This is a genomic window from Streptomyces sp. NPDC004111 (genome assembly GCF_042874215.1).
Lineage (GTDB): Bacteria > Actinomycetota > Actinomycetes > Streptomycetales > Streptomycetaceae > Streptomyces.
In genome coordinates, this window is sequence record NZ_JBIAMU010000008.1 from 216,612 (window position 1) to 237,524 (window position 20,913).

The window sequence follows — 20,913 nt, forward strand, 5'->3', positions numbered from 1 at the left end:
CACAGGCGCAGACCTTACTTCGGTTTGCGCCGGGGAAGTCATTCGGTCCCCGCCCGGCGGCCCGCCGGTCCGTCCGGGGGTCCGGCGCTCCGCCCCCGGGCGGGCGCGGCCCCGCGTGGCCGGGCGCGGGCCGCGCCGTGCCAAGCTGGACGGCATGCAGTCCTACGAAGAACGCCTGACCGCGCCCCGTTCGTGGTGGTTGATCGCCGTACTGGTGGGCATCGCGTGCGGGCTGATCCTGCTGCCCGTCGGCCCGCTGCCGATGCTGGGCGGGGTGATCGGCGGCATCGCCCTGTCGGCCGTCGCGGTGAGCACGTACGGCTCGGTGCGGATCAGGGTGGTGGCCGGCGCGCTGGTCGCGGGCGACGCCCGGATCCCGGTGTCGGCGCTCGGCGAGGCCGAGGTGCTGGACGCCGAGGAGGCCCGCGCCTGGCGCACCCACAAGGCCGACCCGCGTGCGTTCATGCTGCTGCGCGCGTACATCCCGACCGCGCTGCGGGTGCGCATCACGGACCCGTCGGACCCGACCCCGTACGCGTACCTCTCGACCCGTCACCCGCAGGCCCTCGCGGACACGCTGGCGGCGGCCCGCACGAAGGCGGCCGAGCCCTCCGAGGGCTGAGCGCCGGGCGTCCCGGACCCGGGGGCCCAGAGTCAGGGGTCAGGGGGCGGAGATCAGCTTCCCAGCGCCTTGGGGCCGCTGCCGGCCTCCAGCTCCCGCAGCTCCTTCGCGTGGTCCAGCTCGGGCAGCGCGGGGAGCGCGTCCCACGGGATCTGCCTGCGGCGCAGGTCTTCGCGAATGCGGTCGGCGAGCTTCCTGGTGTCGCGGCGGTTCATCACCGCGCCCACGGCGGCGCCGACCATGAACGGCATCAGGTTCGGCAGGTTGCGCACCATGCGCTTCATGATCTGCTGGCGCAGCTCGCGCTTGACCTGCCCGCCGAGGGCCAGGTTCAGGGTGGTCGGCTTGCTGATGTCGATGCCGCGCTCCTCGGCCCAGGAGCCGAGGTAGGCGAGGGTGCGCTGCTTGAGGTTGCCCGGCGGACGCTGCCCGTAGACCTCGTGCAGCTCCGCGATGAGCTTGAGCTCTATCGCGGCGACGCCGGTGATCTCGGCGGCCATCTCGGCCGGCATGGCCAGCGGTACGGGCATCATCGCGGCCGCGCCGACGCCCGCGCCCACCGTGGACGTGCCGTTGGCGGCGCCGGCCACGAGCTTGTCCGCCAGCTGCTCCGGGGTCAGGCCCGGGAACTGCCGGCGCAGGGTCGCGAGGTCGCGCACGGGAACGCGCGGGGCGTTCTCGATGATGCGGTCGGCGAGGTGGCCGAGGCCCGCCCGGACGCTCTCGCTGCCCTTGCGCACCCCTGCTCTGGCGCTCTCGCCGCCCTTGCGGACGCCCGCTCTGGCGCTTTCGCCGCCTTTGCGCACGCCCTGTCCGAGGGCCGCCAGACGCCGGGTCCCGGTCACGGACCCCTTCGCTGCGCCGAGCCGGGCCACCAGGCCCCGCTCGCCGTCACGTGCGCCGGCGGCTTCACTCGGATCGCCGTCCGCCCGCCCGGTGGAGATCCCGGAACCGGTGGACGAGTGGGACGGCGGGTGGGCGGCGGACTCGTCGGGCGCCTGTGCGGCGTCCTCGGGGCCCGTACCGCCCTGTGTTGACTCCTGTGGTTCCTGTGGTGCCTCCGACGCGTTCCTGCGCCGGAAAGGCCGCTTCCTGAACGGTGTCGCGCCAGTCACGGCCGACCCCGTCCTAGTCGCAGTCGCGGCAGATCGGCTGGCCGTTCTTCTCGCGGGCCAGCTGGCTGCGGTGGTGGACCAGGAAGCAGCTCATGCAGGTGAACTCGTCGGCCTGTCGGGGCAGCACACGGACGGACAGTTCCTCGTTGGAAAGGTCCGCGCCGGGCAGCTCCAGGCCTTCAGCCTGCTCGAACTCGTCGACGTCGACGGTCGTGTTCGACTTGTCGTTCCGCCTCGCCTTGAGTTCTTCGATGCTGTCCTCGTTGAGGTCGTCATCGGTCTTACGTGGGGTGTCGTAATCCGTTGCCATGTCGCTCTCCCCCTCTGGGTGGTTGCGGTGTCTCAGGCGCACTAACGCGTGAGAGGCCGGACTTGTGCCCGACCTGAGGCGGAGATTTTGCCTCACATCAAGGTCTGTTACTCAATCGACACCTCAGACGCACTCCGGGGAGTGATCGTCCTGGATGGCGATCGGGACCGTACACGGTCCGCATGTCGCACTGCCCGAGCGCCACCCCGTGTACTTCCCGTGATCCCACCCCCCGGAAACCCGGACTTTTCCCGGTTTTACGGAGGGTTGTTGATCACTGAGAGTAGGTGGCCGGAAAGTGCGCTCTGTGATCGATCACACACGGAGCCGCCGGGTTGTCGTCCCGAAAATTCCGCTTAAAGCGAACACATCGGCGACTTCACCGAGGCGTCCTTCCGTGCCTCACACCGGCAGCGTGACGCGCATGACGAGACCGCCGCCCTCGCGAGGCTCCGCGATGATACGGCCTCCGTGAGCCCTCGCAACGCTGCGTGCGATCGACAGCCCCAGGCCCACGCCCTTGTCACTGCCGGTCCGCTCGGTCCGCAGCCGTCTGAACGGCTCGAAGAGGTTGTCGATCTCGTACGCGGGAACCACGGGACCCGTGTTCGAAACCACCAGCACCGCCTGTCCGTGCTCGATGTCGGTGGTCACTTCGACCCAGCCGCTCTCCTGTCGCCCACCACCCTTGCCCGAACCCGCCGCACCCGCATCCTGGGGCGCCACGTTGTACCGCACCGCGTTCTGGACAAGGTTCAGCGCGATCCGCTCCAGCAGGACGCCGTTGCCCTGGACCACCGCGGGCTTCTGCTCGCCCCGCAGCTCCACGCCCTTCTCCTGGGCCTCGCCGCGGGCCTGGTCCAGGGCGCGGGTGGCGACCTCGGCCATGTCCACGGGTTTGCGCTCGACGATCTGGTTGTCGCTGCGGGCCAGCAGCAGCAGGCCCTCCACCAGCTGCTCGCTGCGCTCGTTGGTGGCCAGCAGGGTCTTGCCGAGCTGCTGGAGCTCCACCGGGGCACCGGGGTCCGAGAGGTGGACCTCCAGGAGGGTCCGGTTGATCGCGAGCGGCGTGCGCAGCTCGTGCGAGGCGTTGGCGACGAAGCGCTGCTGGGCGGTGAAGGCGCGCTCCAGCCGGTCCAGCATCTCGTCGAAGGTGTCCGCCAGCTCCTTCAGCTCGTCGTCCGGGCCGTCCATCTCGATGCGCCGGGTCAGGTCCGTGCCCGCCACCCGGCGGGCGGTGCGGGTGATCCGGCCCAGCGGCGACAGGACGCGCCCGGCCATCGCGTACCCGAAGGCGAAGGCGATGACGCTGAGGCCGACCAGCGCCAGCAGCGAGCGGTTCAGCAGGTCGTTGAGGGCCTGCTGGCGCGTCTCGCTGAGGCAGGAGCGCAGGATCGCGTTGAGCTCCTCGTTGTTGGTGGCGTTCGCGAGGCTGGGGCACGCCTGGCTGGACAGGTGGACCTGCTGGCCCACCACCTTGAAGTCGAGCTGCTGGGCGTCGCGCAGCGCCTGCGCGGTCAGCAGGTAGATGATCGACAGCAGCAGGATGCCCGCGATCAGGAACATGCCGCCGTAGAGCAGCGTGAGGCGTATGCGGATCGTCGAGCGGATCCACGGGAAGGCCGGTTCCGGCTGCCGGGGGTCCCAGGACGGTTTGGGCGGTGCTGCTGGTGGGGCGGGTGCGCTCTTCACCGCCGCCTCAGATCCGGTAGCCGGAGCCGGGCACGGTGACGATCACCGGGGGCTCGCCCAGCTTGCGGCGCAGGGTCATCACGGTCACCCGTACGACGTTGGTGAACGGGTCGGTGTTCTCGTCCCACGCCTTCTCCAGCAGCTGCTCGGCGGAGACCACGGCGCCCTCGCTGCGCATGAGCACCTCCAGCACCGCGAACTCCTTCGGTGCGAGCTGGATCTCCCGGCCGTCGCGGAAGACCTCGCGCCGGTTGGGGTCGAGCTTGATGCCGGAGCGCTCCAGCACGGGCGGCAGCGCGACGGTGGTACGCCGTCCCAGCGCACGCACCCGGGCGGTCAGCTCGGTGAACGCGAACGGCTTGGGCAGGTAGTCGTCCGCCCCGATCTCCAGGCCCTCCACGCGGTCGCTGACGTCGCCGGACGCGGTGAGCATCAGGACGCGGGTGGGCATGCCCAGCTCGACGATCTTGCGGCAGACGTCGTCGCCGTGCACGAGCGGGAGGTCGCGGTCGAGGACGACGACGTCGTAGTCGTTGACCCCGATCCGCTCCAGGGCGGCGGCGCCGTCGTACACGACGTCGACGGCCATGGCCTCCCGGCGCAGTCCGGTGGCCACCGCATCGGCGAGCAGCTGCTCGTCCTCGACGACGAGTACGCGCACGTCGTTTTCCTTCCTCTGGTGCCGTGAGGCAGTCATGGTGTTCGAAGAGACGCGGGGATGTCCCCGCAGGGTTTTCCTACCTGCACCATCCTGCCCGTTTCAGCCGTAAACCGGCTGTAAGACGGCCTGCGGGGGCTTCGGCGGAGCCGTCCGGGCGGGCCTGCGGGGCGCGACTTCCATGATTCCCGGGGCAGTTGAGGTTTCCCTGAGGTGCGGCGTGGGGAGGACGACAGAACACCCGCGATCACGCCCTGTATGTGGCACGCCACAGCCCGCTCTGTCCCCCAGAGGGAAGGTGTGCGTGATCGAAACACCCTCGGCACACCCCCGTGCCACCGACCCATGACGAGGGGGCGCACATGGACGCTTTCACCACCAGTCTCCTGAGCCGCATAAAGGACGCCCAGACCGACCTGTCCAGGGCCCGGGAAGCGGGCGACGACTTCCTGGTCGACGTCGAGCAGGAGGAACTCAACGACCTGCACCGGATCGCCGCGGAGCACGGTGTGCAGATCGACGCGGCGGCCGCCTGACCGCCCCGCGCCACGACGAAGGCCCGCTCCCCGTGCAGGGAGCGGGCCTTCGCCCTGTCCGCGCCCCACGGCCGTGCGCAGGCCCTGCGCGCCGGGGGCTCCGTACGCCGGGCGCGCGCTAGTCGTGCCAGGCGCCCAGTTCCTCCAGCAGCTCCTGGAGCGGGCCGAAGACCCCCGGCGACGCCGCGACCGTCAGCTCGCCCGAGAGCGGCTGTCCCGGGCGTCCCCCGGTCAGTGCGCCCGCCTCCCGTGCGATCAGGTCGCCCGCCGCGAAGTCCCACGGGTTGAGCCCCCGCTCGTAGTACCCGTCGAGACGGCCGCCGGCCACGTCGCAGAGGTCGATCGCCGCCGACCCGCCGCGCCGGATGTCCCGGAAGCCGGGGATCAGCCGGCCCGCGATCCGCGCCTGCCGGGCCCGCCGCTCGGCCAGGTACCCGAAACCGGTCCCGATCAGGGCCCGCTCCAGCGGCGGCGACGGCCGGACCGCCAGCTTCCGCCCGGTCTCCGAGGGGCCGTCGCAGTACGCCCCACGTCCCAGCACCGCCCGGTAGGTCTCCCTCCGCAGCGGTGCCTCGACGACGCCGACCAGCGTCTCGCCCCGGTACTCGGCGGCGACGGACACCGCCCAGGAGGGCAGCCCGTACAGGTAGTTGACGGTGCCGTCGAGCGGGTCGACGATCCAGCGGACCCCGCTGGAGCCCTCGGTGGCGGCGCCCTCCTCCCCGAGGACGCCGTCGTCCGGCCGGTGCTCGGCGAGGTGGGCGGTGATCAGTTTCTCGGCGGCGATGTCCATCTCGGTGACCACGTCGACGGAGCTGGTCTTGGTGGCGGCCACCCCGAGGTCGTCGGGCCGGCCGTCCCGCAGCAGCTCACCGGCCCTGCGGGCGGCCTCCAGGGCGACGGCCAGGAGTTCGGACCTGAGCGCTTCGCTTGCGTCTGACACGGCTCTCCTAGGCGTAGGGGCTGTCGGCGCCCGCGGCGGCGGGCTTCGGGGCGCGCGAGGGGCAGCAGCCGACCGGGCACACGTCGTGGCTGGGGCCGAGCAGGCCGAGCGCGCACGGCCGGACCGCGAGACCGCGCTCGTGGGCGGCCCGCTCCAGGACCAGTTCCCGTACGGCCGCGGCGAACCTCGCGTCCGCGCCGACCGTCGCCGACCTGGCCACCGGCAGCCCCAGCTCGGCCGCCTTCGCGGTGGCCTCGGTGTCCAGGTCGTACAGCACCTCCATGTGGTCGGAGACGAAGCCGATCGGGACCATGACCACGGCCGGGGCGCCCGCGTCGTGCAGCGCCTCCAGGTGGTCGCAGATGTCGGGCTCCAGCCACGGGATGTGCGGGGCGCCGGAGCGCGACTGGTAGACCAGCTCCCAGGGGCGGTCCGCGACACCGGTCGCCTCCCGCACCTCCTCGGCGATCAGAGCGGCGACGTCCAGGTGCTGGGCGACGTACGCCCCGCCCGCGCCGTGCCCCTCGGCCGGCCCCGAGGTGTCGGCGGCGGCCGTCGGGATCGAGTGCGTGGTGAACGCGAGGTGGGCGCCCGCGCGCACCTCCTCGGGGAGCTCCGCCAGGGACCTCAGGACGCCCTCGGCCATCGGGCGTACGAAGCCGGGGTGGTTGAAGTAGTGCCGCAGCTTGTCCACGCGCGGCGGACGCAGTCCCTCCGCCTCCAGTGCGGCGAGCGACTCGGCGAGGTTCTCCCGGTACTGCCGGCAGCCGGAGTACGACGCGTACGCGCTGGTCGCGAGCACCGCGACGCGGCGGTGGCCGTCCCGGGTGATCTCGCGCAGGGCGTCGGTCAGGTACGGGGCCCAGTTGCGGTTGCCCCAGTAGACCGGCAGGCCCTCCAGGCCGTGCTCGGCGAAGTCCTTGCGCAGGGCGTCCAGCAGGCGGCGGTTCTGCTCGTTGATCGGGCTGATGCCGTCGAACAGGAAGTAGTGCTGCCCCACCTCCTTCAGCCGCGCCTCGGGGATGCCCCGGCCGCGCGTCACGTTCTGCAGGAACGGGAGCACGTCGTCGGGACCCTCGGGGCCGCCGAAGGAGAGCAGCAGCAAAGCGTCGTACGGGGCCGCGTCGGGCGTCGCGGCGGCGTCGCGGGACGTGCCGGCGGCGGGGCCGGTCTCCGCCTCGGACGCGTGGTCGGGGACTGCATCGAGCTGATCAGGCATGTACCGATCCTGCCACCCGCCTCCGTCGATCCGGCGTCCGGCACCCGGGCTCGGCGGGCCGCGCCGCGACCGGGCTCTCCGGCGCACCACGCGCTCCCGGCACGCTGTTTCCTTACGTAACCTGTACACACCATCTACACGTATGACCGGCGCCGGTCCCCACCCGCGCCTGATCGGCGGAAACCCAGTTGCCCAGTCCCTACCGCGCCCTGTTCGCCACCCCCGGCACCAAGGCGTTCTCCGCGGCCGGCCTGCTCGGCCGGATGCCCCTGTCGATGATGGGCATCGGCATCGTCACCATGATTTCCCAGCTCACCGGCCGGTACGGGCTGGCCGGCGCGCTGTCGGCCACGCTCGCCATGTCGGCGGCGGTCTTCGGCCCGCAGATCTCCCGGCTGGTCGACCGGCACGGCCAGCGCCGGGTGCTGCGCCCGGCCACCCTGGTCTCCGCCGTCGCCGTCGCGGGGCTGCTGGTCTGCGCCCAGCAGGGCGCCCCGGACTGGACGCTGTTCGTCTTCGCGGCGGGCGCGGGCACGGTGCCCAGCGTCGGCTCGATGGTCCGGGCCCGCTGGGCGGCGATCCACCGGGGCTCCCCGCGCCAGTTGCACACGGCGTACGCCTGGGAGTCGATCGCCGACGAGGTGTGCTTCATCTTCGGGCCGATCGTCTCCATCGGCCTGTCGACCGCGTGGTTCCCGGAGGCCGGACCGCTGATCGCGGGCGGGTTCCTGCTCGTCGGGGTCTTCTGGCTGACCGCCCAGCGGGCCACCGAACCGGCTCCGCACCCGCGGCAGCAGGACGGCCGGGGGTCGGCGATGCGCTCCAGGGGCCTCCAGGTGCTGGTGGCCACCTTCGTCGCCACCGGCGCGATCTTCGGTTCGATAGACGTGGTGACCGTGGCGTTCGCCGAGGACCAGGGCCGCAAGGCGATGGCCAGCCTGGTGCTCGCCGCGTACGCCCTGGGGTCGTGCCTGGCCGGAGCGGTGTTCGGGCTGCTGCACCTCAAGGGGCCGCTGCCCAAACGGTGGCTGCTGGGTGTCTGTGCGATGGCCGTGAGTATGATCCCCCTCCAACTGGCCGGGAACCTTCCGTTTCTGGCCGTGGCGCTCTTTGTCGCGGGCCTGGCCGTCGCACCGACGATGGTGACCACGATGGCCCTCGTCGAACAGCACGTACCCCGCACCCAACTGACCGAGGGCATGACCTGGACCAGTACCGGGCTCGCCGTCGGCATCTCGATCGGCTCGTCCGCGGCAGGCTGGGCGGTCGACGGGATGGGGGCGGACGCGGCGTACGTGGTGCCCGTCCTGTCGGGGGCTCTCGCGGCCGCGGTGGCGTTCCTGGGGTACCGCCGGCTGGGCAGGCCGGCACCGACTCGGGGAGGGCACGAGACCGATGAGCGACAGCACGAAGACGGGCAACGCGTGGCATAACTGGGCGGGCAACGTCACCGCCCGCCCGGCACGGGCGGTGTCCCCCTCCTCCGTCGAGGAACTGGCCGACGCCGTACGGACGGCCGCCGCCGAGGGCCGGAAGCTCAAGCCCGTCGGCACCGGCCACTCCTTCACCGCGATAGCCGCCACCGACGGCACCCACGTCCGTCCCGATCTCCTCACCGGCATCCGCGACATCGACCGCGAGGCGGGCACGGTCACCGTGGAGGCGGGCACTCCGCTCAAGCGCCTCAACCTCGCCCTGGCCCGCGAGGGACTGTCGCTGACCAACATGGGCGACATCATGGAGCAGACGGTGGCCGGCGCCACCAGCACCGGGACGCACGGCACCGGCCGCACCTCCGCCTCGCTCGCCGCCCAGATCAGGGCGCTGGAGCTGATCACCGCCGACGGCCGGGTGCTGACCTGTTCGGAGAAGGAGAACCCGGACGTCTTCGCGGTCGCCCGGATCGGCCTGGGCGCGCTCGGCGTCATCACCGCGATCACCTTCGCCGTGGAGCCGATCTTCTTCCTGACCGCCCGCGAGGAGCCGATGGCCTTCGGCAGGGTCCTCTCCGACTTCGAGGAGCTCGTCGCCGAGAACGAGCACTTCGAGTTCTACTGGTTCCCGCACACCGACAACTGCAACACCAAGCGCAACAACCGCAGCCTGGGCCCGGCCGCCCCGCCCGGCAGGATCGCCGGCTGGGTCGAGGACGAGCTGATGTCCAACGGGCTCTTCCAGGTGGTCAATTCCCTGGGCCGGGCGATTCCGCGCACCATCCCCGCCATCGCCCAGGTCTCCAGCCGCGCCCTGTCCGCGCGCACCTACACGGACATCCCGTACAAGGTCTACACGAGCCCGCGCCGGGTGCGCTTCGTGGAGATGGAGTACGCGGTGCCGCGCGAGGCCACCGTCGAGGTCCTGCGCGAGGTCCGCGCGATGATCGAGCGCTCGCCGCTGAGGATCAGCTTCCCGGTGGAGGTGCGGACCGCCCCCGCGGACGACATCCCGCTCTCCACCGCGTCCGGCCGGGACTCCACGTACGTCGCGGTCCACATGTACAAGGGCACGCCGTTCCAGGGGTACTTCACCGCCGTGGAGCGCATCATGACCGCGCACGGCGGGCGACCGCACTGGGGGAAGATGCACACCCGCGACGCCGAGTACCTGGCGGCGGCCTACCCGCGCTTCGGGGAGTTCACGGCGCTGCGCGACCGGCTCGACCCGGACCGCCTGTTCGGCAACGACTACCTGCGGCGCGTCCTGGGCGACTGACCGGGCGCGGTCCCCGCCGGCCGCCCCGCGCGGCCTGCCCACGGCCCTCGCGCGGGCCCGGCCGGGCCCCGCGCGGCATCGCCCGACGGCCTCGTACGGCAGCCCGGTCGGTCCCGCGCGGCGTCCCCGTCGGCCCCCGCACGGCCCGGCCGTGGAACGTGTGGGGGCCGCCCGGTTCTCCCGGGCGGCCCCCACAGGGTCCTGCTGCCCTCTCTGCGGGCCTCGCGGGCCGAGCCCGACCCGACGGGCCCCGCGCGCCCTACGGGGCGGCGGTGGCGCCGGAGCGCGGCGGGGCCGACTGGGCGCCCGCGCCGTCCTTGTCGCCACCCGCACCGTTCGCACCGTCCGCGCCGCCCCCGCCCGCGGGCGTCTCCTCGGCGGGCGGCGTGGGACGGCCGCTCGCGCCGCCGCCGGAACCGTCGCCGCCGGTGGCTCCGTCGCCCTTGCCCGGGTCGGGCGTGGTGGTGGCACCGGGGCCGGGCGTCCTGTCACCGCCGGACCCCTCACCGGTCTCCTTGCCGGTCCCGGTGTCCGGGCTCTGCCCGCCGGTCCCGGGGTCGGGGCTCCGCCCGCCGCCCGAGCCGGAGCCGTCGGGGGTGGTGGTGGCGGGCGGCTGCTCGGCGGGCGGGTCCTTCTTCTCGCCGCCCCGCACGAAGTTGCCGATGCTGGTTCCCTTGCCGCCGCTGACGTCCTTCTGCGCGATCAGCTCGTACGTGGTGATCCCTCCCATCGCCACCGCGAACACCACCGCTGCCGCGAGCGCCGAGCGCTTCCAGCCGCGCACCCGGGTGCCGTGCACGGTGGCCTCGCCGAACTCGCCCTCCCCCGGCAGCTGCCCGGCGGCCAGGTCGGTGGGCACCTCGACCTGGCGCAGCACCCGCGTCCCGTTGTCACCGTAGGGCCGGTTCTCCTTCGGTCTGGCGTGCACCGTGACCTCGCGCAGCTGCTCCCCGGTGCGTTTGAAGAGGTGCTGGAAGATCGATCCGCCGCTGGTGGCGACGATGCTGACGACTCCGGCACCGATGACCGTGCCGTACACCCCGAGCTGGGAGGCCAGCACGGCCGCGACCACGGCGGCCAGGGCGCTGCCCGCGACCTGCGGCACGCTCAGATCGATGCGGCGTTTCGCCGTCTCTTCACCGGTATCCGACTTCTTGTCCATCTCCAGCCTCTGCTTGCCCTTCTGCGCCACCTTGCTACAGAAGAGACATTTGGGAGGAGTGGAAAGTTCCGCTTCTGATCTTTCTGTGAATCAGGACACCCGGCGGCGTTGCGGGCCGTCTGGCGGGGCAGGAGGGGGCTCATGAGGTTGACCCTCCGGGGGGACCCGACAACTCCCGCGGTCGGGGAGAAGTTGGGTGGCGCGCCGGTCCACCCATGTGGCCCGAATGGAGTACTGTGGCGAGCCCTGGATCCGGTCTCCCCCATGGGCGTCCGGACCCTTCGGGAGGGGGCCGAACGGCACTCGCACCGGCGGCGCCACGGCATCGAACGGGTACCTGCTACACAGGGTGACCAATGGTTACTTTGCGTCGACAACAGGTCACCGTGCCATAACGGCGAACCAGGGCGCAACGCCCGACACGCCGGGCAACACGGCAAGGTAGTGGCAGGCTGCACCCGGGCAGGCCACACTCGACTAGCGGAAGCAGCGACGCACGTGACGTCGGCAGGCACCACCCGGGAGGTCCCCATGCCCGAACTGCGTGTCGTGGCCGTCAGCAACGACGGCACACGGCTGGTTTTGAAGGCTGCGGACAGCACGGAGTACACGCTTCCGATCGACGAGCGACTGCGTGCCGCCGTCCGCAACGACCGCGCCCGACTCGGCCAGATCGAGATCGAGGTGGAGAGTCACCTCCGTCCTCGGGACATCCAGGCGCGGATACGAGCAGGAGCATCGGCCGAAGAGGTCGCCCAGATGGCCGGGATCCCGGTCGACCGGGTGCGCCGCTTCGAGGGCCCGGTGCTCGCCGAGCGCGCCTTCATGGCCGAGCGCGCCAGGAAGACCCCGGTCCGCCGCCCCGGCGAGAACGCCGGACCCCAGCTCGGCGAGGCCGTGCAGGAGCGGCTGCTGCTGCGCGGCGCCGACAAGGAGACCGTGCTGTGGGACTCCTGGCGGCGTGACGACGGCACCTGGGAAGTACTCCTCGTCTACCGGGTCGCGGGCGAGCCGCACTCGGCGAGCTGGACCTACGACCCGCCGCGCCGGCTGGTCGCGGCCGTGGACGAGGAGGCGCGCTCGCTGATCGGCGAGAGCGACGACATCCCCGCCGCGCCGGAGCCCAGCTTCCCCTTCGTACCCAGGATCGCCAGGCTGCCGCGCGACCGGCCGCTGGACCGGGCCCTCGACCGTTCGCTGGAGCGGCCGCTGGACCGGGCACTGGACCGTCAGCTGGAGAGGCCGCTGGAGCGGCCCGCCCCGCCGCCCGCGATGGAGGCGGACGACGGCGGCGAGCGTGATTCGCTGACCAGCCTGCTGGAGGCGGTACCGAGCTTCCGCGGCGACATGGTGGTGCCGGAGCGGCCCGCTCCGCCCGCCCCGCCGGAGCCCCCGGCCGCACTCGACGTGGACGAGCAGGACGCCGTGGCCGAGGAGCCGCCCGCGGCGGCCGGTGCGGGCGCGGCGTACGCGGACGTGCTGATGCCGCGTGCCGTGGCCGGGCACCGGGACCGGCTGGTCGGCACGACGGACCGGCAGGCGGAGGCGGACGGAGTACGTCCGGGCCGTCGGGCCGCCGTACCGAGCTGGGACGAGATCGTCTTCGGCACCCGCAGGAAGAAGCAGGAGTAGACGTTTCTCCGCCGGAGCGGACGGCTTCCTCCGGTTCGCTCCACCGATGTGGCCAGGGGCCCGTACGCACGGCGTACGGGCCCCTGGGTGTGCGGTCGGCTACTGCGGGTCGGGGCCCGTGGCGACCGGTCGGGACTCGTCCGAGGACCACTCGGACCACGAGCCGGCGTACAGCGCGGCCGGCACGCCCGCGATCTCCAGCGCGAGCACCTGATGGGCGCCGGACACGCCGGAGCCGCAGTACACGCCGACCGCGGTGGCCTCGGCCGCGCCCAGGGCGCCGAAGCGCTCGGCCAGCTCGGCGGCGGGCCTGAAGAGGCCGTCCGCGCCGACGTTCTCGCTGGTCGGGGCGGAGACCGCACCCGGAATATGGCCGCCGACCCGGTCGATGGGCTCGACATCGCCCCGGTAGCGCTCGGCGGCACGGGCGTCCAGCAGCAGCCCCTTGCGCGCGAGATCGGCCGCCCCGTCCGCGTCCAGCAGGCCCGCACCGCCCTCGACTGGCCGGAAATCCCCTTCCGCCGGGGCGGACGGCTCGGTCGTCAGCGGGCCTTCCCAGGCCGCGAGCCCGCCGTCCAGCACCCGTACGTCCCGGTGCCCGGTCCGGCGCAGCAGCCACCAGGCGCGGGCCGCCGCCCAGCCGAGCCCGCCGTCGTACACGACCACCGGCGTCCCCGCCGAGACACCGGCCCGCCGCATCACGGCGCCGAACTCCTCCGGGTCGGGCAGCGGGTGCCGGCCGCCCGCACCCGGCGGACCTGCGAGTTCCGCGTCGAGGTCGACGAACACGGCGCCCGGCAGGTGCCCGGCCTCGTACTCGGGACGGAGATTCGGGCCGCCGAGCTGCCAGCGGACGTCGAGCAGGACGGGCGGCCGGGGACCGGCCGACTCGCTGAGCAGATCTGCTGCGGAGATGATGGGATCCATGCGTGCCATCCTCGCGCAACGCGCGGCCCACCCGTGGCGCCCTCGCGGCCCGGCCTTCCCGTAACGAGGTCGAAACGGGACGCGCGGCGCGGCCGGGGCGCGCCGCGCGCCGGGGGGTGCAAGCATCTGCACGGGGCACGAATCCGTACCGCACAACGGCGTGCACGCCCCGTGATCCTGTACGGCCACCACGAATGGTCCGAGGAGAAGAGACGATGACCGAGGCTGCCGCTCGGCACATGCCCGGCACCCCCTGCTGGGTGAGTCTGATGGTGCATCAGCTGCCCACCACCCAGGAGTTCTACGGAGCGCTGTTCGGCTGGGAGTTCCGCCCCGGCCCGCAGCAGCTCGGCCCGTACGTCCGGGCCCTGCTCGACGGACGCGAGGTGGCCGGCATCGGCCAGCTGCCCCCCGACCGGCACCTGCCCACCGCCTGGACCCCGTACCTGGCCACCGACGACGCCGGGGCGAGCGCCCAGGCCATCACCAGCCACGGCGGCACCGTCGCGGTCGGCCCGCTGGACGCGGGCGAGGCGGGCCGGATGGCCATCGCCGCCGACCCCTCGGGCGCGGTCTTCGGTCTCTGGCAGGCGGCGGCCCACCTGGGCGCCACCACCCCCGGGGCGCCCGGCACCCCGGTGTGGAACGAGCTGGTGACCCGCGAGACGTCGGGCATCGTGAAGTTCTACCAGGCGCTGTTCGGCTACGACGCGGAGGCGGTGGTCTCCGCCGACTTCGACTACACCACCCTGCTCCTCGACAAGAAGCCGGTCGCCTCGGTGCACGGCGTGGGCCACTCCCTGCCCCGGAACCGCGGAGCCCGCTGGATGACGTACTTCGAGGTCACGGACACCGACGAGGCGGCCCGTCTGGTCACCGACCTGGGCGGCCACGTCCTCCAGGCCCCGCGGGAGGGCGCGAACGGGCGGGCGGCGGTGGTGTCGGACCCGGAGGGGGCGGTGTTCACGATCGTGACGTCGCAGCGCTGAGCCCGTCCGGCGCCGCCCGCCGCCGGACCGGGTGCGGAGCGCGCCCGAGGACACCGGCCGCCCTGCGGCGAAGGGCCCCGCCCCGGAGCATCTCCGGGGCGGGGCCCTTCGCCGTCACTAGTGGCGGCGGGGTACCGCGCAGGCGACGGCGACGATCGCCATCAGCACGTACCCCAGGGTGCGCACCTCGTCGGGCGCCCAGTTGTTGCCGAGAGCGGTGAGCAGAACGGTGAGCACGACATACGGCCAGCCCGGCCCCGAGGGGCGAAAGGGCTCGGTACGGGTCGACTGAGCAGGCATCATGGTCTCCTTGGGGGAACCCCCGGTGCAGGGGTGTACGGGTGTTGCCAACCACCCTCCGGCCCAACCGAGTTGGCCGGTGTTGTCCGGGGGTAGGCCGGGGACACCGGTACGTTGTCCGGTCCGACGGGAGCGGGAGAGAGGGGCCGCGGGGTGGCGGACTCAAGGGGTGGTCGCCCCAAGAACCCGGTGCGGGCGGCCACGGTGGAGGCCAAGGAACTCGCCCACTTCCTGCGCGAGCGGGTGCGGCTCAGCGGCATGACGTACCGCACGCTGTCCGGGACGATCTTCGTCTCGCGCACCCAGATCTCGGAGTGCCTCGGGGGGCGGGTGCCGTCCGAGGAGTTCGTGCGCGCGCTCGTGAAGGCCACGGCGGCGGACGCGGAGGCGCGGGAACGGGACGAGAAGCGGGCGTTGGAGCTGTTGATGGAGGCCCGGCGCTCGTTGGGGCGCCCGGTGGGCGGGCCCGTTCCCGGGGCGGACTCCACGGTGGACTTCGCCGTGGTGCCGCCCGGCCCCGCACCGCACACCGCCCCGTACCCGGTGCCGCCGCCCGCACCGCACACCGCCCCGTACCCCGTGCCGCCGCCCGCACCGCACACCTCCGCGCACCCGGTGCCACCGCCCGCGGCACCCTCACCCGCGGCTCCGGCGCCCGGCCTGCCGGGGGACGAACTCCTGCGCCTCGTGCAGCGCCGGACCGAACTGGAGCGCGCGGTCGCCGCGTTGAAGGGCGAGCGGCAGCGGCTCAAGCGCGAGAAGCGGCACACCCGCGAGCTGAACCAGGTCCACGAGGCGCTGGAGCGGACCAGGGCGGAACGGGACCGGGCCGAGGCCGAGGCCCGCCAGGCCCTCGAACGGCAGCTGGCCGCCGAGAAGTCGGCCGCGCAGGAGCGCGGACGGGCGCTGCGGCTGACGCAGCAGCTCGATCTGCTGGGGTTGTCCGGGGTTGTCCTGGACAACCCCGCCCACCTCACGGACAACCAGGACAACCCCGGGGGCCCGGACAACCCCGCCGACCGGGGCACCGGTGCCGAGCACCCGCCGTCGACCGCCGGCCCGGCCCCGGGCGGCGGGACAACGACGTACGGTGCGGCCGGGGGCGACACAGCCGGGGGCGGCGGGGACGGGGACGAGGAGGCCGGGGACGATCCGAACGGATCGATGAACTCCGGGGCCGGGCCGCACACCGTGCAGGCAGACCTGTCGTCCTCCCCCTTCGCCGGCGGCTCCCGCCCCGCGGGACCGCCGCCGGGCCCCGGCGCCACCCGTGTCTCCGAGGACCGCGCCACGGCGCGGCAGCCCGCCCCGGGTGCGGACGACCTCGACGACATGTGGACCGAGGCGACGGCCGCGGCCGAGGCCTACCGGGCCACCGAGGCCGTGCGCCACTACGCCGAACTCGTCGTGGCCCAGCAGCAGCACGCGGGAGCCGACCACCCCGACACCCTGACCGCCCGGCACAACCTGGCCGCCTGGCGCGGCGAGGCGGGCGACGCCCCCGGCGCGGTGGCCGCGTTCCGGACCCTGCTCCCCCGCCGCGAGCGGGTGCTGGGCCCCGACCACCACGAGGTGCTCGCCACCCGGCAGAACCTCGCGCACTGGCAGGGCGTCGCCGGTCACACGCAGAACGCCGTCACCGGGTTCGCCGCGCTGCTGCCGGACGTCCTGCGGGTGCTGGGCGCGGACCACCCCGACACCCTGGCGGTACGGCGCGGGCTCGCCGTCTGGCGGGGCGAGTGCGGCGACGCGTCGGGGGCCGCGAGCGCGCTGGGCGAACTGCTGCTGCGCATGGAGTCCGTACTGGGCGACGACCATCCCGACACCCTCGCCACCCGCAGCGACCTGGCGCAGTGGCAGGGCGTCTCGGGCGATGTCGCGGGCGCCGTGGCGGGGTTCGCCGCGCTGCTGCCGGACGCCGTGCGGGTGCTGGGCCAAGACCACATGTACACCTTGATCGTCCGGCACAACCTGGCCGCCTGGCAGGGGGTCTCCGGCAACACCGCCGACGCGGCCGCCCATCTGTCGGCGCTGCTGCGGGACACGCTGCGCGCGCTGGGCCGCCGCCATCCGCACACCCAGGTCATCCGCCGCAATCTCACGTTCTGGCAGGAGAGGGCACAGCCATGATCCCGGACGACGCCAAGAGCGCGGACGACGCCAAGAGCCCGGACGAGCCGCACACCACGGTTCCCGAGGACGCCCGGGTCGCTCCCGCTCCGGACACCTCGGCGACCCGGTACCTGCGCGCCCGCTCGGTGGTCGCGGGCCGCTACCGCCTGCTGGAGGAGCTCGGCCGCGGCGGCATGGGGCGGGTCTGGCGGGCCCACGACGGCGACCTCGTCCGGGAGGTGGCCGTGAAGGAGGTGGACCTGCGCGACCACCAGGACCCCGGCCAGCGGCACTTCGCCTACGCACGCGCGCGCCGCGAGGCGCAGGCCGCCGCACGCATCGACCATCCGAACGTGGTGCGCATCTACGACGTGGTGGACCACGCCGAGCGGCTGTGGATCGTGATGGAGCTCGTCACGGGCCGCACCCTGTCCCAGGTCGTGCGGGAGAAGGGGCCGCTCGGCGTCGACGAGACGGTACGGATCGGGCTGAGTCTCGCCTCCGCGCTGGGGGCCGTGCACGAGGCCGGGGTGGTGCACCGGGACGTCAAGCCCGCCAACGTGCAGCTCGAACCCAAGGGGCGGGTGGTGCTGATGGACTTCGGCATCGCCGCGATCGTGGACCTGGACACCGCCCTCACCCAGACGGGGGTGCTGGTGGGCACCGTCGGGTACATGGCTCCGGAGCGGCTGCGCAACGAGCCCCAGCATCCGGCGTCCGACCTGTGGTCGCTGGGGGCGACGCTGTTCCACGCGATAACCGGCCGTGCGCCGTTCGCCCGCACGGAACTCATCGCGACCCTGGCGGCCGTCCTGCACGAGGAGGCCGACGTGCCCGCCTCCGCGGGTCCGATCGGCCCGCTGCTGGCCGCCCTGCTCGACCGGGACCCGGACCGGCGGCCCACCGCGGGCGAGACGGTCCGCGAACTGACCGCCTACCTCCAGTCCGAGGACCCGACCCGCGCCCTGCCGCCGCGGCGCCGGGGGCCGTCGCCGTCCGGTCCGGTCGGCCGGCGCACGGGAGTGCCCGACCGGGAGACGCGCGCACTGCTCGGCCCGCCGGAGCCGGGCCGCCCGCAGCCGGTGCAGCCGTCGACCGGGCTGGAGCTGAACCTGGCGGCCGGTGGCGAACAGCCGCACTGGGTGCCCGTGGACGACGGGCCGCGGCGGGAGTCCGTACCCGCCCCTCCCGAGGCTCCGCGGGACCCGGCCGGCGGTCCGGCCGTGCCCGAGGACCGGGCCCCCACGCCCGAGGACCGGGTTCCCCTCCCCCAGGACCGGATTCCCGGGCCCGCCGAGGCTGCCGCGGAGCCGCGCCGGGAGCCGCCGCGCGCCCGCAGCTACATTCCGCGCAAGCCCGCCACGGCGTTCGCCCCGCAGCCGACGCACCGCGACGGCGACCCGGGCGGCTGACGGCACGGGCGCCGCCGGGGGCGTCAGCCCGCGGCCACCGGCAGTACGTCCGGCGACAGTGCGCCCGCCTGCGAGGACGCGCTCGTCATGCGCCTGCGGTGGTGGCGCCTGCACAGCACCTCGTAGCCGACCTCCACCGCCGGGCGGGCCACGTCGCCGACCACGACCTGCTCGCCCTCGACGACCATCTCGCCGCCGACGGTGCGGGCGTTGTGGGTGGCCCGTGCACCGCACCAGCACATCGCCTCGACCTGGAGGGTCTCCAGCCGGTCGGCGAGTTCGATGAGGCGCTGGGAGCCGGGGAAGAGGCGGGTGCGGAAGTCGGTGGTGATGCCGAAGGCGAAGACGTCCAGTTCGAGGTCGTCGACGACGCGGGCGAGCTGGTCGATCTGTTCCGGGGCGAGGAACTGGGCCTCGTCCACGATCACGTAGTCGACCCGGTCGCCCCGGGACAGCTGCTCGACGACGTATCCGTACAGCTCCATGCCCTCGGACGCCTCGACCGCCTCGGTGACCAGGCCCAGCCGGGAGGAGAGCTTGCCCTCGCCCGCCCGGTCGTCCCGGGTGAAGATCAGTCCCCGCAGCCCGCGCGCGGAGCGGTTGTGGACGATCTGCAGTGCCAGGGTCGACTTCCCGCAGTCCATCGTTCCGGAGAAGAAGACCAGCTCGGACATGAGGAGTTGAGCCTTTCGGGCCGTGGGGAGGGGAAGGGGACGGGGGGGTTACGAGCGTACTTCGAGGAGCGGGACGTGCTGCTCCACCGGGGTCATCGAGCCGTGCATGCCGACCATCGAGGACTCGCCCGGCTCGTTGCGCGAGGCGGTGATCACCACGTCGGCGTGGGCGGCGGCGACCACGTCGCCGATCCGGTCGCGCACCCGGTCCTCGACGTGCGGGCCGAACCAGCCCGCCCCGATCGCCTCGTCGCGGCTCGCGACCCAGAACTGCTCGCCGAGCACCTCGCGCCAGACCGCCAGGACGTCGGCGGCGGCGCCCGGGACCGCGTACACGTGCCGGGCCCGGCCCTCGCCGCCGAGCAGGGCGACGCCCGCGCTCAGCTCCCAGTCCTCGTCGAAGTCGATGCGCGACTCCTCGTCGAAGGGGATGTCGATCATGCCGTGGTCGGCGGTGACGTAGAGGGCGCTGCGCGGCGGGAGTTGTTCCGCGAGGCGCTGGGCGAGGCGGTCGACGTACATCAGCTGGCCGCGCCAGGCGTCGGAGTCCACGCCGAAGCGGTGGCCCTTGCCGTCGACCTCGCTGTAGTACGTGTAGACCAGCGAGCGGTCGCCGGCGGCCAGGTGCTGGGCGGCGAGGTCCATCCGGTCCTCGCCGGTGAGCCGGCCCTGGAAGGTCCCGCCGCTCAGCGCGACCTTGGTGAGCGGGGTGTGCTGGAAGTCCGGGGACGACACCTGTGCGGTGTGCACGCCCGCCGCGTCCGCGAGCTGGAAGACGGTGGGGTGCGGCTGCCAGTGGTACGGGTCGGTCCAGGGGCGCCAACGCAGCTGGTTCATCAGGGCGTTGGTGGCCGGGTCGCGGACCGTGTAGCCGGCCAGGCCGTGGCCGCCGGGGGTGAGGCCGGTGCCCACGGAGGCGAGCGAGGTCGCGGTGGTGGACGGGAAACCGGCGGTGAGCGGCCGGCCGGTGCCGCCGCGCGAGGTGGCGAGCAGCGAGTGCAGGTACGGGGCTTCGTCGGGGTGCGCCCTGATCTGCTCCCAGCCGAGGCCGTCGATCAGGAACACGCAGTTCCGGTCGGCCGGGGTCAACTCGCCGAGGGTGGCGTGCGTTCCGGGGACGTCCATGCCCGCGGCCAGGGTGGGCAGCAGGTCCGCGAGCGAGCCGGAGCCGTACTCCGGGACCGGTGCGGTGTCGAGCGCGAGCGGGACGGGGTCCTGCCAGGCGGCGGGAATCGCCATCAGCGGGCGGCGGAGCCGGTCGCGGCGGTCGCCTCGGACAGCGCCTGCGCGAAGACCAGGGTCTGCTTCACCGTGTCGGGGCCGTCCCCGGCCTCGCTGACGCGCAGGCTCAGGTCGTCGGCGGTGGAGTTGCCGGTGTAGCCGTGGTCGGCGTCGCAGTTGGGGTCGCCGCAGGCGGCGGGCTCCAGGTCCAGACGGGCGACGGCGCCCCAGCCGATGGTCAGGACGACCTCGCGCGGCAGGGTGCCCGGAACGTACTTCTCCGGATTGGCGACGACCCGGCTGACCACGACGGACGAGATCCGGCCGAGCTTCACGGACTCGGTGGAGGTGGTGGCGTACGGCGTCGGGGAGCTGGTGTCGGCGTTCTGCTCGTCGGTGTGGCTGACGATGAAACGGGTGCCGGTGAGGACGAGGACCGTGACGTGCCGGCGGACCTCGTTCGAATCGAACGTGGTCTCCTGATGCACGAGGTAGGACGCGACGGGCTCCGAGCCGACAGCGGCCTCCACCGCTTCGGCCACAAGAGCCGGGTAGTAGCCGCTGCGCTCGATCGCCGCGCGCAGCCCCTGGGTCGTCGTACCGGTCTTCGCCATGCCTTCCATCCTACGGGGCCCGGGAGGGCGGATGTCCCTTGAGCCGTCGGGCGCTCGGAGGGA

20 protein-coding genes are annotated in these 20,913 nt (G+C 73.3%); 8 read left to right on the forward strand and 12 right to left on the reverse strand.

Annotation, left to right across the window (positions count from 1 at the left end):
• Window positions 1–154 precede the first annotated feature (154 nt).
• Complete coding sequence (locus tag ACFYVL_RS17990) at window positions 155–622, forward strand: DUF3093 domain-containing protein (RefSeq protein WP_389245746.1); 468 nt, start codon at window positions 155–157, stop codon at window positions 620–622.
• A 53-nt stretch (window positions 623–675) separates the two neighbouring features.
• Here ACFYVL_RS17990 and ACFYVL_RS17995 read toward each other — a convergent pair whose 3' ends face one another.
• The 4 genes from ACFYVL_RS17995 to ACFYVL_RS18010 form a co-directional block, all read right to left on the reverse strand.
• The gene (locus ACFYVL_RS17995; protein ID WP_389245748.1) at window positions 676–1,737 is read right to left on the reverse strand and encodes a hypothetical protein; all 1,062 of its coding nucleotides are present in this window, start codon (window positions 1,735–1,737) and stop codon (window positions 676–678) included.
• 13 nt (window positions 1,738–1,750) lie between these two features.
• The gene (locus tag ACFYVL_RS18000) at window positions 1,751–2,047 is read right to left on the reverse strand and encodes a DUF4193 domain-containing protein (RefSeq protein WP_185026814.1); all 297 of its coding nucleotides are present in this window, start codon (window positions 2,045–2,047) and stop codon (window positions 1,751–1,753) included.
• Window positions 2,048–2,449: 402 nt separating this feature from the next.
• Complete coding sequence (locus ACFYVL_RS18005; RefSeq protein ID WP_389245750.1) at window positions 2,450–3,739, reverse strand: sensor histidine kinase; 1,290 nt, start codon at window positions 3,737–3,739, stop codon at window positions 2,450–2,452.
• Window positions 3,740–3,746: 7 nt separating this feature from the next.
• A complete protein-coding gene (locus ACFYVL_RS18010; protein ID WP_185026810.1) occupies window positions 3,747–4,400 on the reverse strand; it encodes a response regulator transcription factor in 654 nt (217 codons plus the stop codon).
• 359 nt (window positions 4,401–4,759) lie between these two features.
• Between ACFYVL_RS18010 and ACFYVL_RS18015 the strand changes: the two genes are divergently transcribed.
• Window positions 4,760–4,933 carry a hypothetical protein gene (locus ACFYVL_RS18015; protein WP_389245752.1) on the forward strand — a complete coding sequence of 58 codons (174 nt, stop codon included), beginning with the start codon at window positions 4,760–4,762 and terminating at the stop codon, window positions 4,931–4,933.
• 118 nt (window positions 4,934–5,051) lie between these two features.
• Here ACFYVL_RS18015 and ACFYVL_RS18020 read toward each other — a convergent pair whose 3' ends face one another.
• Entirely contained in the window at window positions 5,052–5,876 is an 825-nt protein-coding gene (locus tag ACFYVL_RS18020; RefSeq protein ID WP_389245754.1) for an inositol monophosphatase family protein, read from the reverse strand.
• A gap of 7 nt (window positions 5,877–5,883) precedes the next feature.
• Window positions 5,884–7,095 carry a ferrochelatase gene (locus ACFYVL_RS18025; protein WP_389245756.1) on the reverse strand — a complete coding sequence of 404 codons (1,212 nt, stop codon included), beginning with the start codon at window positions 7,093–7,095 and terminating at the stop codon, window positions 5,884–5,886.
• 188 nt (window positions 7,096–7,283) lie between these two features.
• Between ACFYVL_RS18025 and ACFYVL_RS18030 the strand changes: the two genes are divergently transcribed.
• Entirely contained in the window at window positions 7,284–8,528 is a 1,245-nt protein-coding gene (locus ACFYVL_RS18030) for an MFS transporter (protein ID WP_389245758.1), read from the forward strand.
• Window positions 8,491–9,807, forward strand: coding sequence for a D-arabinono-1,4-lactone oxidase (locus tag ACFYVL_RS18035; protein ID WP_389245760.1), 1,317 nt, complete (start codon window positions 8,491–8,493; stop codon window positions 9,805–9,807). The genes ACFYVL_RS18030 and ACFYVL_RS18035 overlap by 38 nt, the downstream gene beginning before the upstream one ends.
• Window positions 9,808–10,066: 259 nt before the next feature.
• Here ACFYVL_RS18035 and ACFYVL_RS18040 read toward each other — a convergent pair whose 3' ends face one another.
• Complete coding sequence (locus ACFYVL_RS18040; RefSeq protein ID WP_389245761.1) at window positions 10,067–10,999, reverse strand: hypothetical protein; 933 nt, start codon at window positions 10,997–10,999, stop codon at window positions 10,067–10,069.
• Between the two features lie 501 nt (window positions 11,000–11,500).
• On the opposite strand from ACFYVL_RS18040, the gene sepH reads away from it, so the two are divergent.
• On the forward strand, window positions 11,501–12,601 hold the full coding sequence (gene sepH / locus ACFYVL_RS18045; protein WP_389245763.1) for a septation protein SepH: 1,101 nt from the start codon (window positions 11,501–11,503) through the stop codon (window positions 12,599–12,601).
• 99 nt (window positions 12,602–12,700) lie between these two features.
• Here sepH and ACFYVL_RS18050 read toward each other — a convergent pair whose 3' ends face one another.
• Complete coding sequence (locus ACFYVL_RS18050) at window positions 12,701–13,528, reverse strand: sulfurtransferase (RefSeq protein ID WP_389245765.1); 828 nt, start codon at window positions 13,526–13,528, stop codon at window positions 12,701–12,703.
• Between the two features lie 215 nt (window positions 13,529–13,743).
• Here ACFYVL_RS18050 and ACFYVL_RS18055 point away from each other — a divergent pair, with 215 nt between their 5' ends.
• Window positions 13,744–14,517: a VOC family protein gene (locus ACFYVL_RS18055; protein ID WP_389245767.1), complete on the forward strand. Its 774-nt coding sequence runs from the start codon at window positions 13,744–13,746 to the stop codon at window positions 14,515–14,517.
• A 117-nt stretch (window positions 14,518–14,634) separates the two neighbouring features.
• Here the strand turns inward: ACFYVL_RS18055 and ACFYVL_RS18060 are convergent, their stop codons facing one another.
• Entirely contained in the window at window positions 14,635–14,817 is a 183-nt protein-coding gene (locus ACFYVL_RS18060; RefSeq protein ID WP_389245769.1) for a hypothetical protein, read from the reverse strand.
• A gap of 153 nt (window positions 14,818–14,970) precedes the next feature.
• On the opposite strand from ACFYVL_RS18060, the gene ACFYVL_RS18065 reads away from it, so the two are divergent.
• Together ACFYVL_RS18065 and ACFYVL_RS18070 are read left to right on the forward strand one after the other, a co-directional pair.
• On the forward strand, window positions 14,971–16,947 hold the full coding sequence (locus ACFYVL_RS18065; protein ID WP_389245771.1) for a tetratricopeptide repeat protein: 1,977 nt from the start codon (window positions 14,971–14,973) through the stop codon (window positions 16,945–16,947).
• A complete protein-coding gene (locus tag ACFYVL_RS18070; protein ID WP_389245773.1) occupies window positions 16,944–18,341 on the forward strand; it encodes a protein kinase in 1,398 nt (465 codons plus the stop codon). Before ACFYVL_RS18065 ends, ACFYVL_RS18070 begins: the two co-directional genes overlap by 4 nt.
• 23 nt (window positions 18,342–18,364) lie before the next feature.
• Here ACFYVL_RS18070 and ACFYVL_RS18075 read toward each other — a convergent pair whose 3' ends face one another.
• From ACFYVL_RS18075 to ACFYVL_RS18085, 3 genes are read right to left on the reverse strand one after another with little or no spacing between them, the layout of a single operon-like run.
• Window positions 18,365–19,015, reverse strand: a complete 651-nt coding sequence (locus tag ACFYVL_RS18075) for a thymidine kinase (protein ID WP_389245775.1) — start codon at window positions 19,013–19,015, stop codon at window positions 18,365–18,367.
• Between the two features lie 48 nt (window positions 19,016–19,063).
• Window positions 19,064–20,254 (reverse strand): alkaline phosphatase family protein, encoded by a 1,191-nt coding sequence (locus ACFYVL_RS18080; protein WP_389245777.1) that lies wholly within the window; start codon window positions 20,252–20,254, stop codon window positions 19,064–19,066.
• Window positions 20,254–20,850 carry a DUF5998 family protein gene (locus tag ACFYVL_RS18085; RefSeq protein WP_389245779.1) on the reverse strand — a complete coding sequence of 199 codons (597 nt, stop codon included), beginning with the start codon at window positions 20,848–20,850 and terminating at the stop codon, window positions 20,254–20,256. The genes ACFYVL_RS18080 and ACFYVL_RS18085 overlap by 1 nt, the downstream gene beginning before the upstream one ends.
• Between the last annotated feature and the right edge of the window lie 63 nt (window positions 20,851–20,913).

What these genes read in the sequence shown, in the direction of transcription:
- ACFYVL_RS18000 (WP_185026814.1), bottom strand. Translation starts at nt 2,047, where the DNA reads ATGGCAACGGATTACGACACCCCACGTAAGACCGATGACGACCTCAAC.
- ACFYVL_RS18085 (WP_389245779.1), bottom strand. Translation starts at nt 20,850, where the DNA reads ATGGCGAAGACCGGTACGACGACCCAGGGGCTGCGCGCGGCGATCGAG.
- ACFYVL_RS18060 (WP_389245769.1), bottom strand. Translation starts at nt 14,817, where the DNA reads ATGCCTGCTCAGTCGACCCGTACCGAGCCCTTTCGCCCCTCGGGGCCG.
- ACFYVL_RS18080 (WP_389245777.1), bottom strand. Translation starts at nt 20,254, where the DNA reads ATGGCGATTCCCGCCGCCTGGCAGGACCCCGTCCCGCTCGCGCTCGAC.
- ACFYVL_RS18025 (WP_389245756.1), bottom strand. Translation starts at nt 7,095, where the DNA reads ATGCCTGATCAGCTCGATGCAGTCCCCGACCACGCGTCCGAGGCGGAG.
- ACFYVL_RS18035 (WP_389245760.1), top strand. Translation starts at nt 8,491, where the DNA reads ATGAGCGACAGCACGAAGACGGGCAACGCGTGGCATAACTGGGCGGGC.
- ACFYVL_RS18055 (WP_389245767.1), top strand. Translation starts at nt 13,744, where the DNA reads ATGACCGAGGCTGCCGCTCGGCACATGCCCGGCACCCCCTGCTGGGTG.
- sepH (WP_389245763.1), top strand. Translation starts at nt 11,501, where the DNA reads ATGCCCGAACTGCGTGTCGTGGCCGTCAGCAACGACGGCACACGGCTG.
- ACFYVL_RS18050 (WP_389245765.1), bottom strand. Translation starts at nt 13,528, where the DNA reads ATGGATCCCATCATCTCCGCAGCAGATCTGCTCAGCGAGTCGGCCGGT.
- ACFYVL_RS18070 (WP_389245773.1), top strand. Translation starts at nt 16,944, where the DNA reads ATGATCCCGGACGACGCCAAGAGCGCGGACGACGCCAAGAGCCCGGAC.
- ACFYVL_RS18075 (WP_389245775.1), bottom strand. Translation starts at nt 19,015, where the DNA reads ATGTCCGAGCTGGTCTTCTTCTCCGGAACGATGGACTGCGGGAAGTCG.
- ACFYVL_RS17990 (WP_389245746.1), top strand. Translation starts at nt 155, where the DNA reads ATGCAGTCCTACGAAGAACGCCTGACCGCGCCCCGTTCGTGGTGGTTG.
- ACFYVL_RS18015 (WP_389245752.1), top strand. Translation starts at nt 4,760, where the DNA reads ATGGACGCTTTCACCACCAGTCTCCTGAGCCGCATAAAGGACGCCCAG.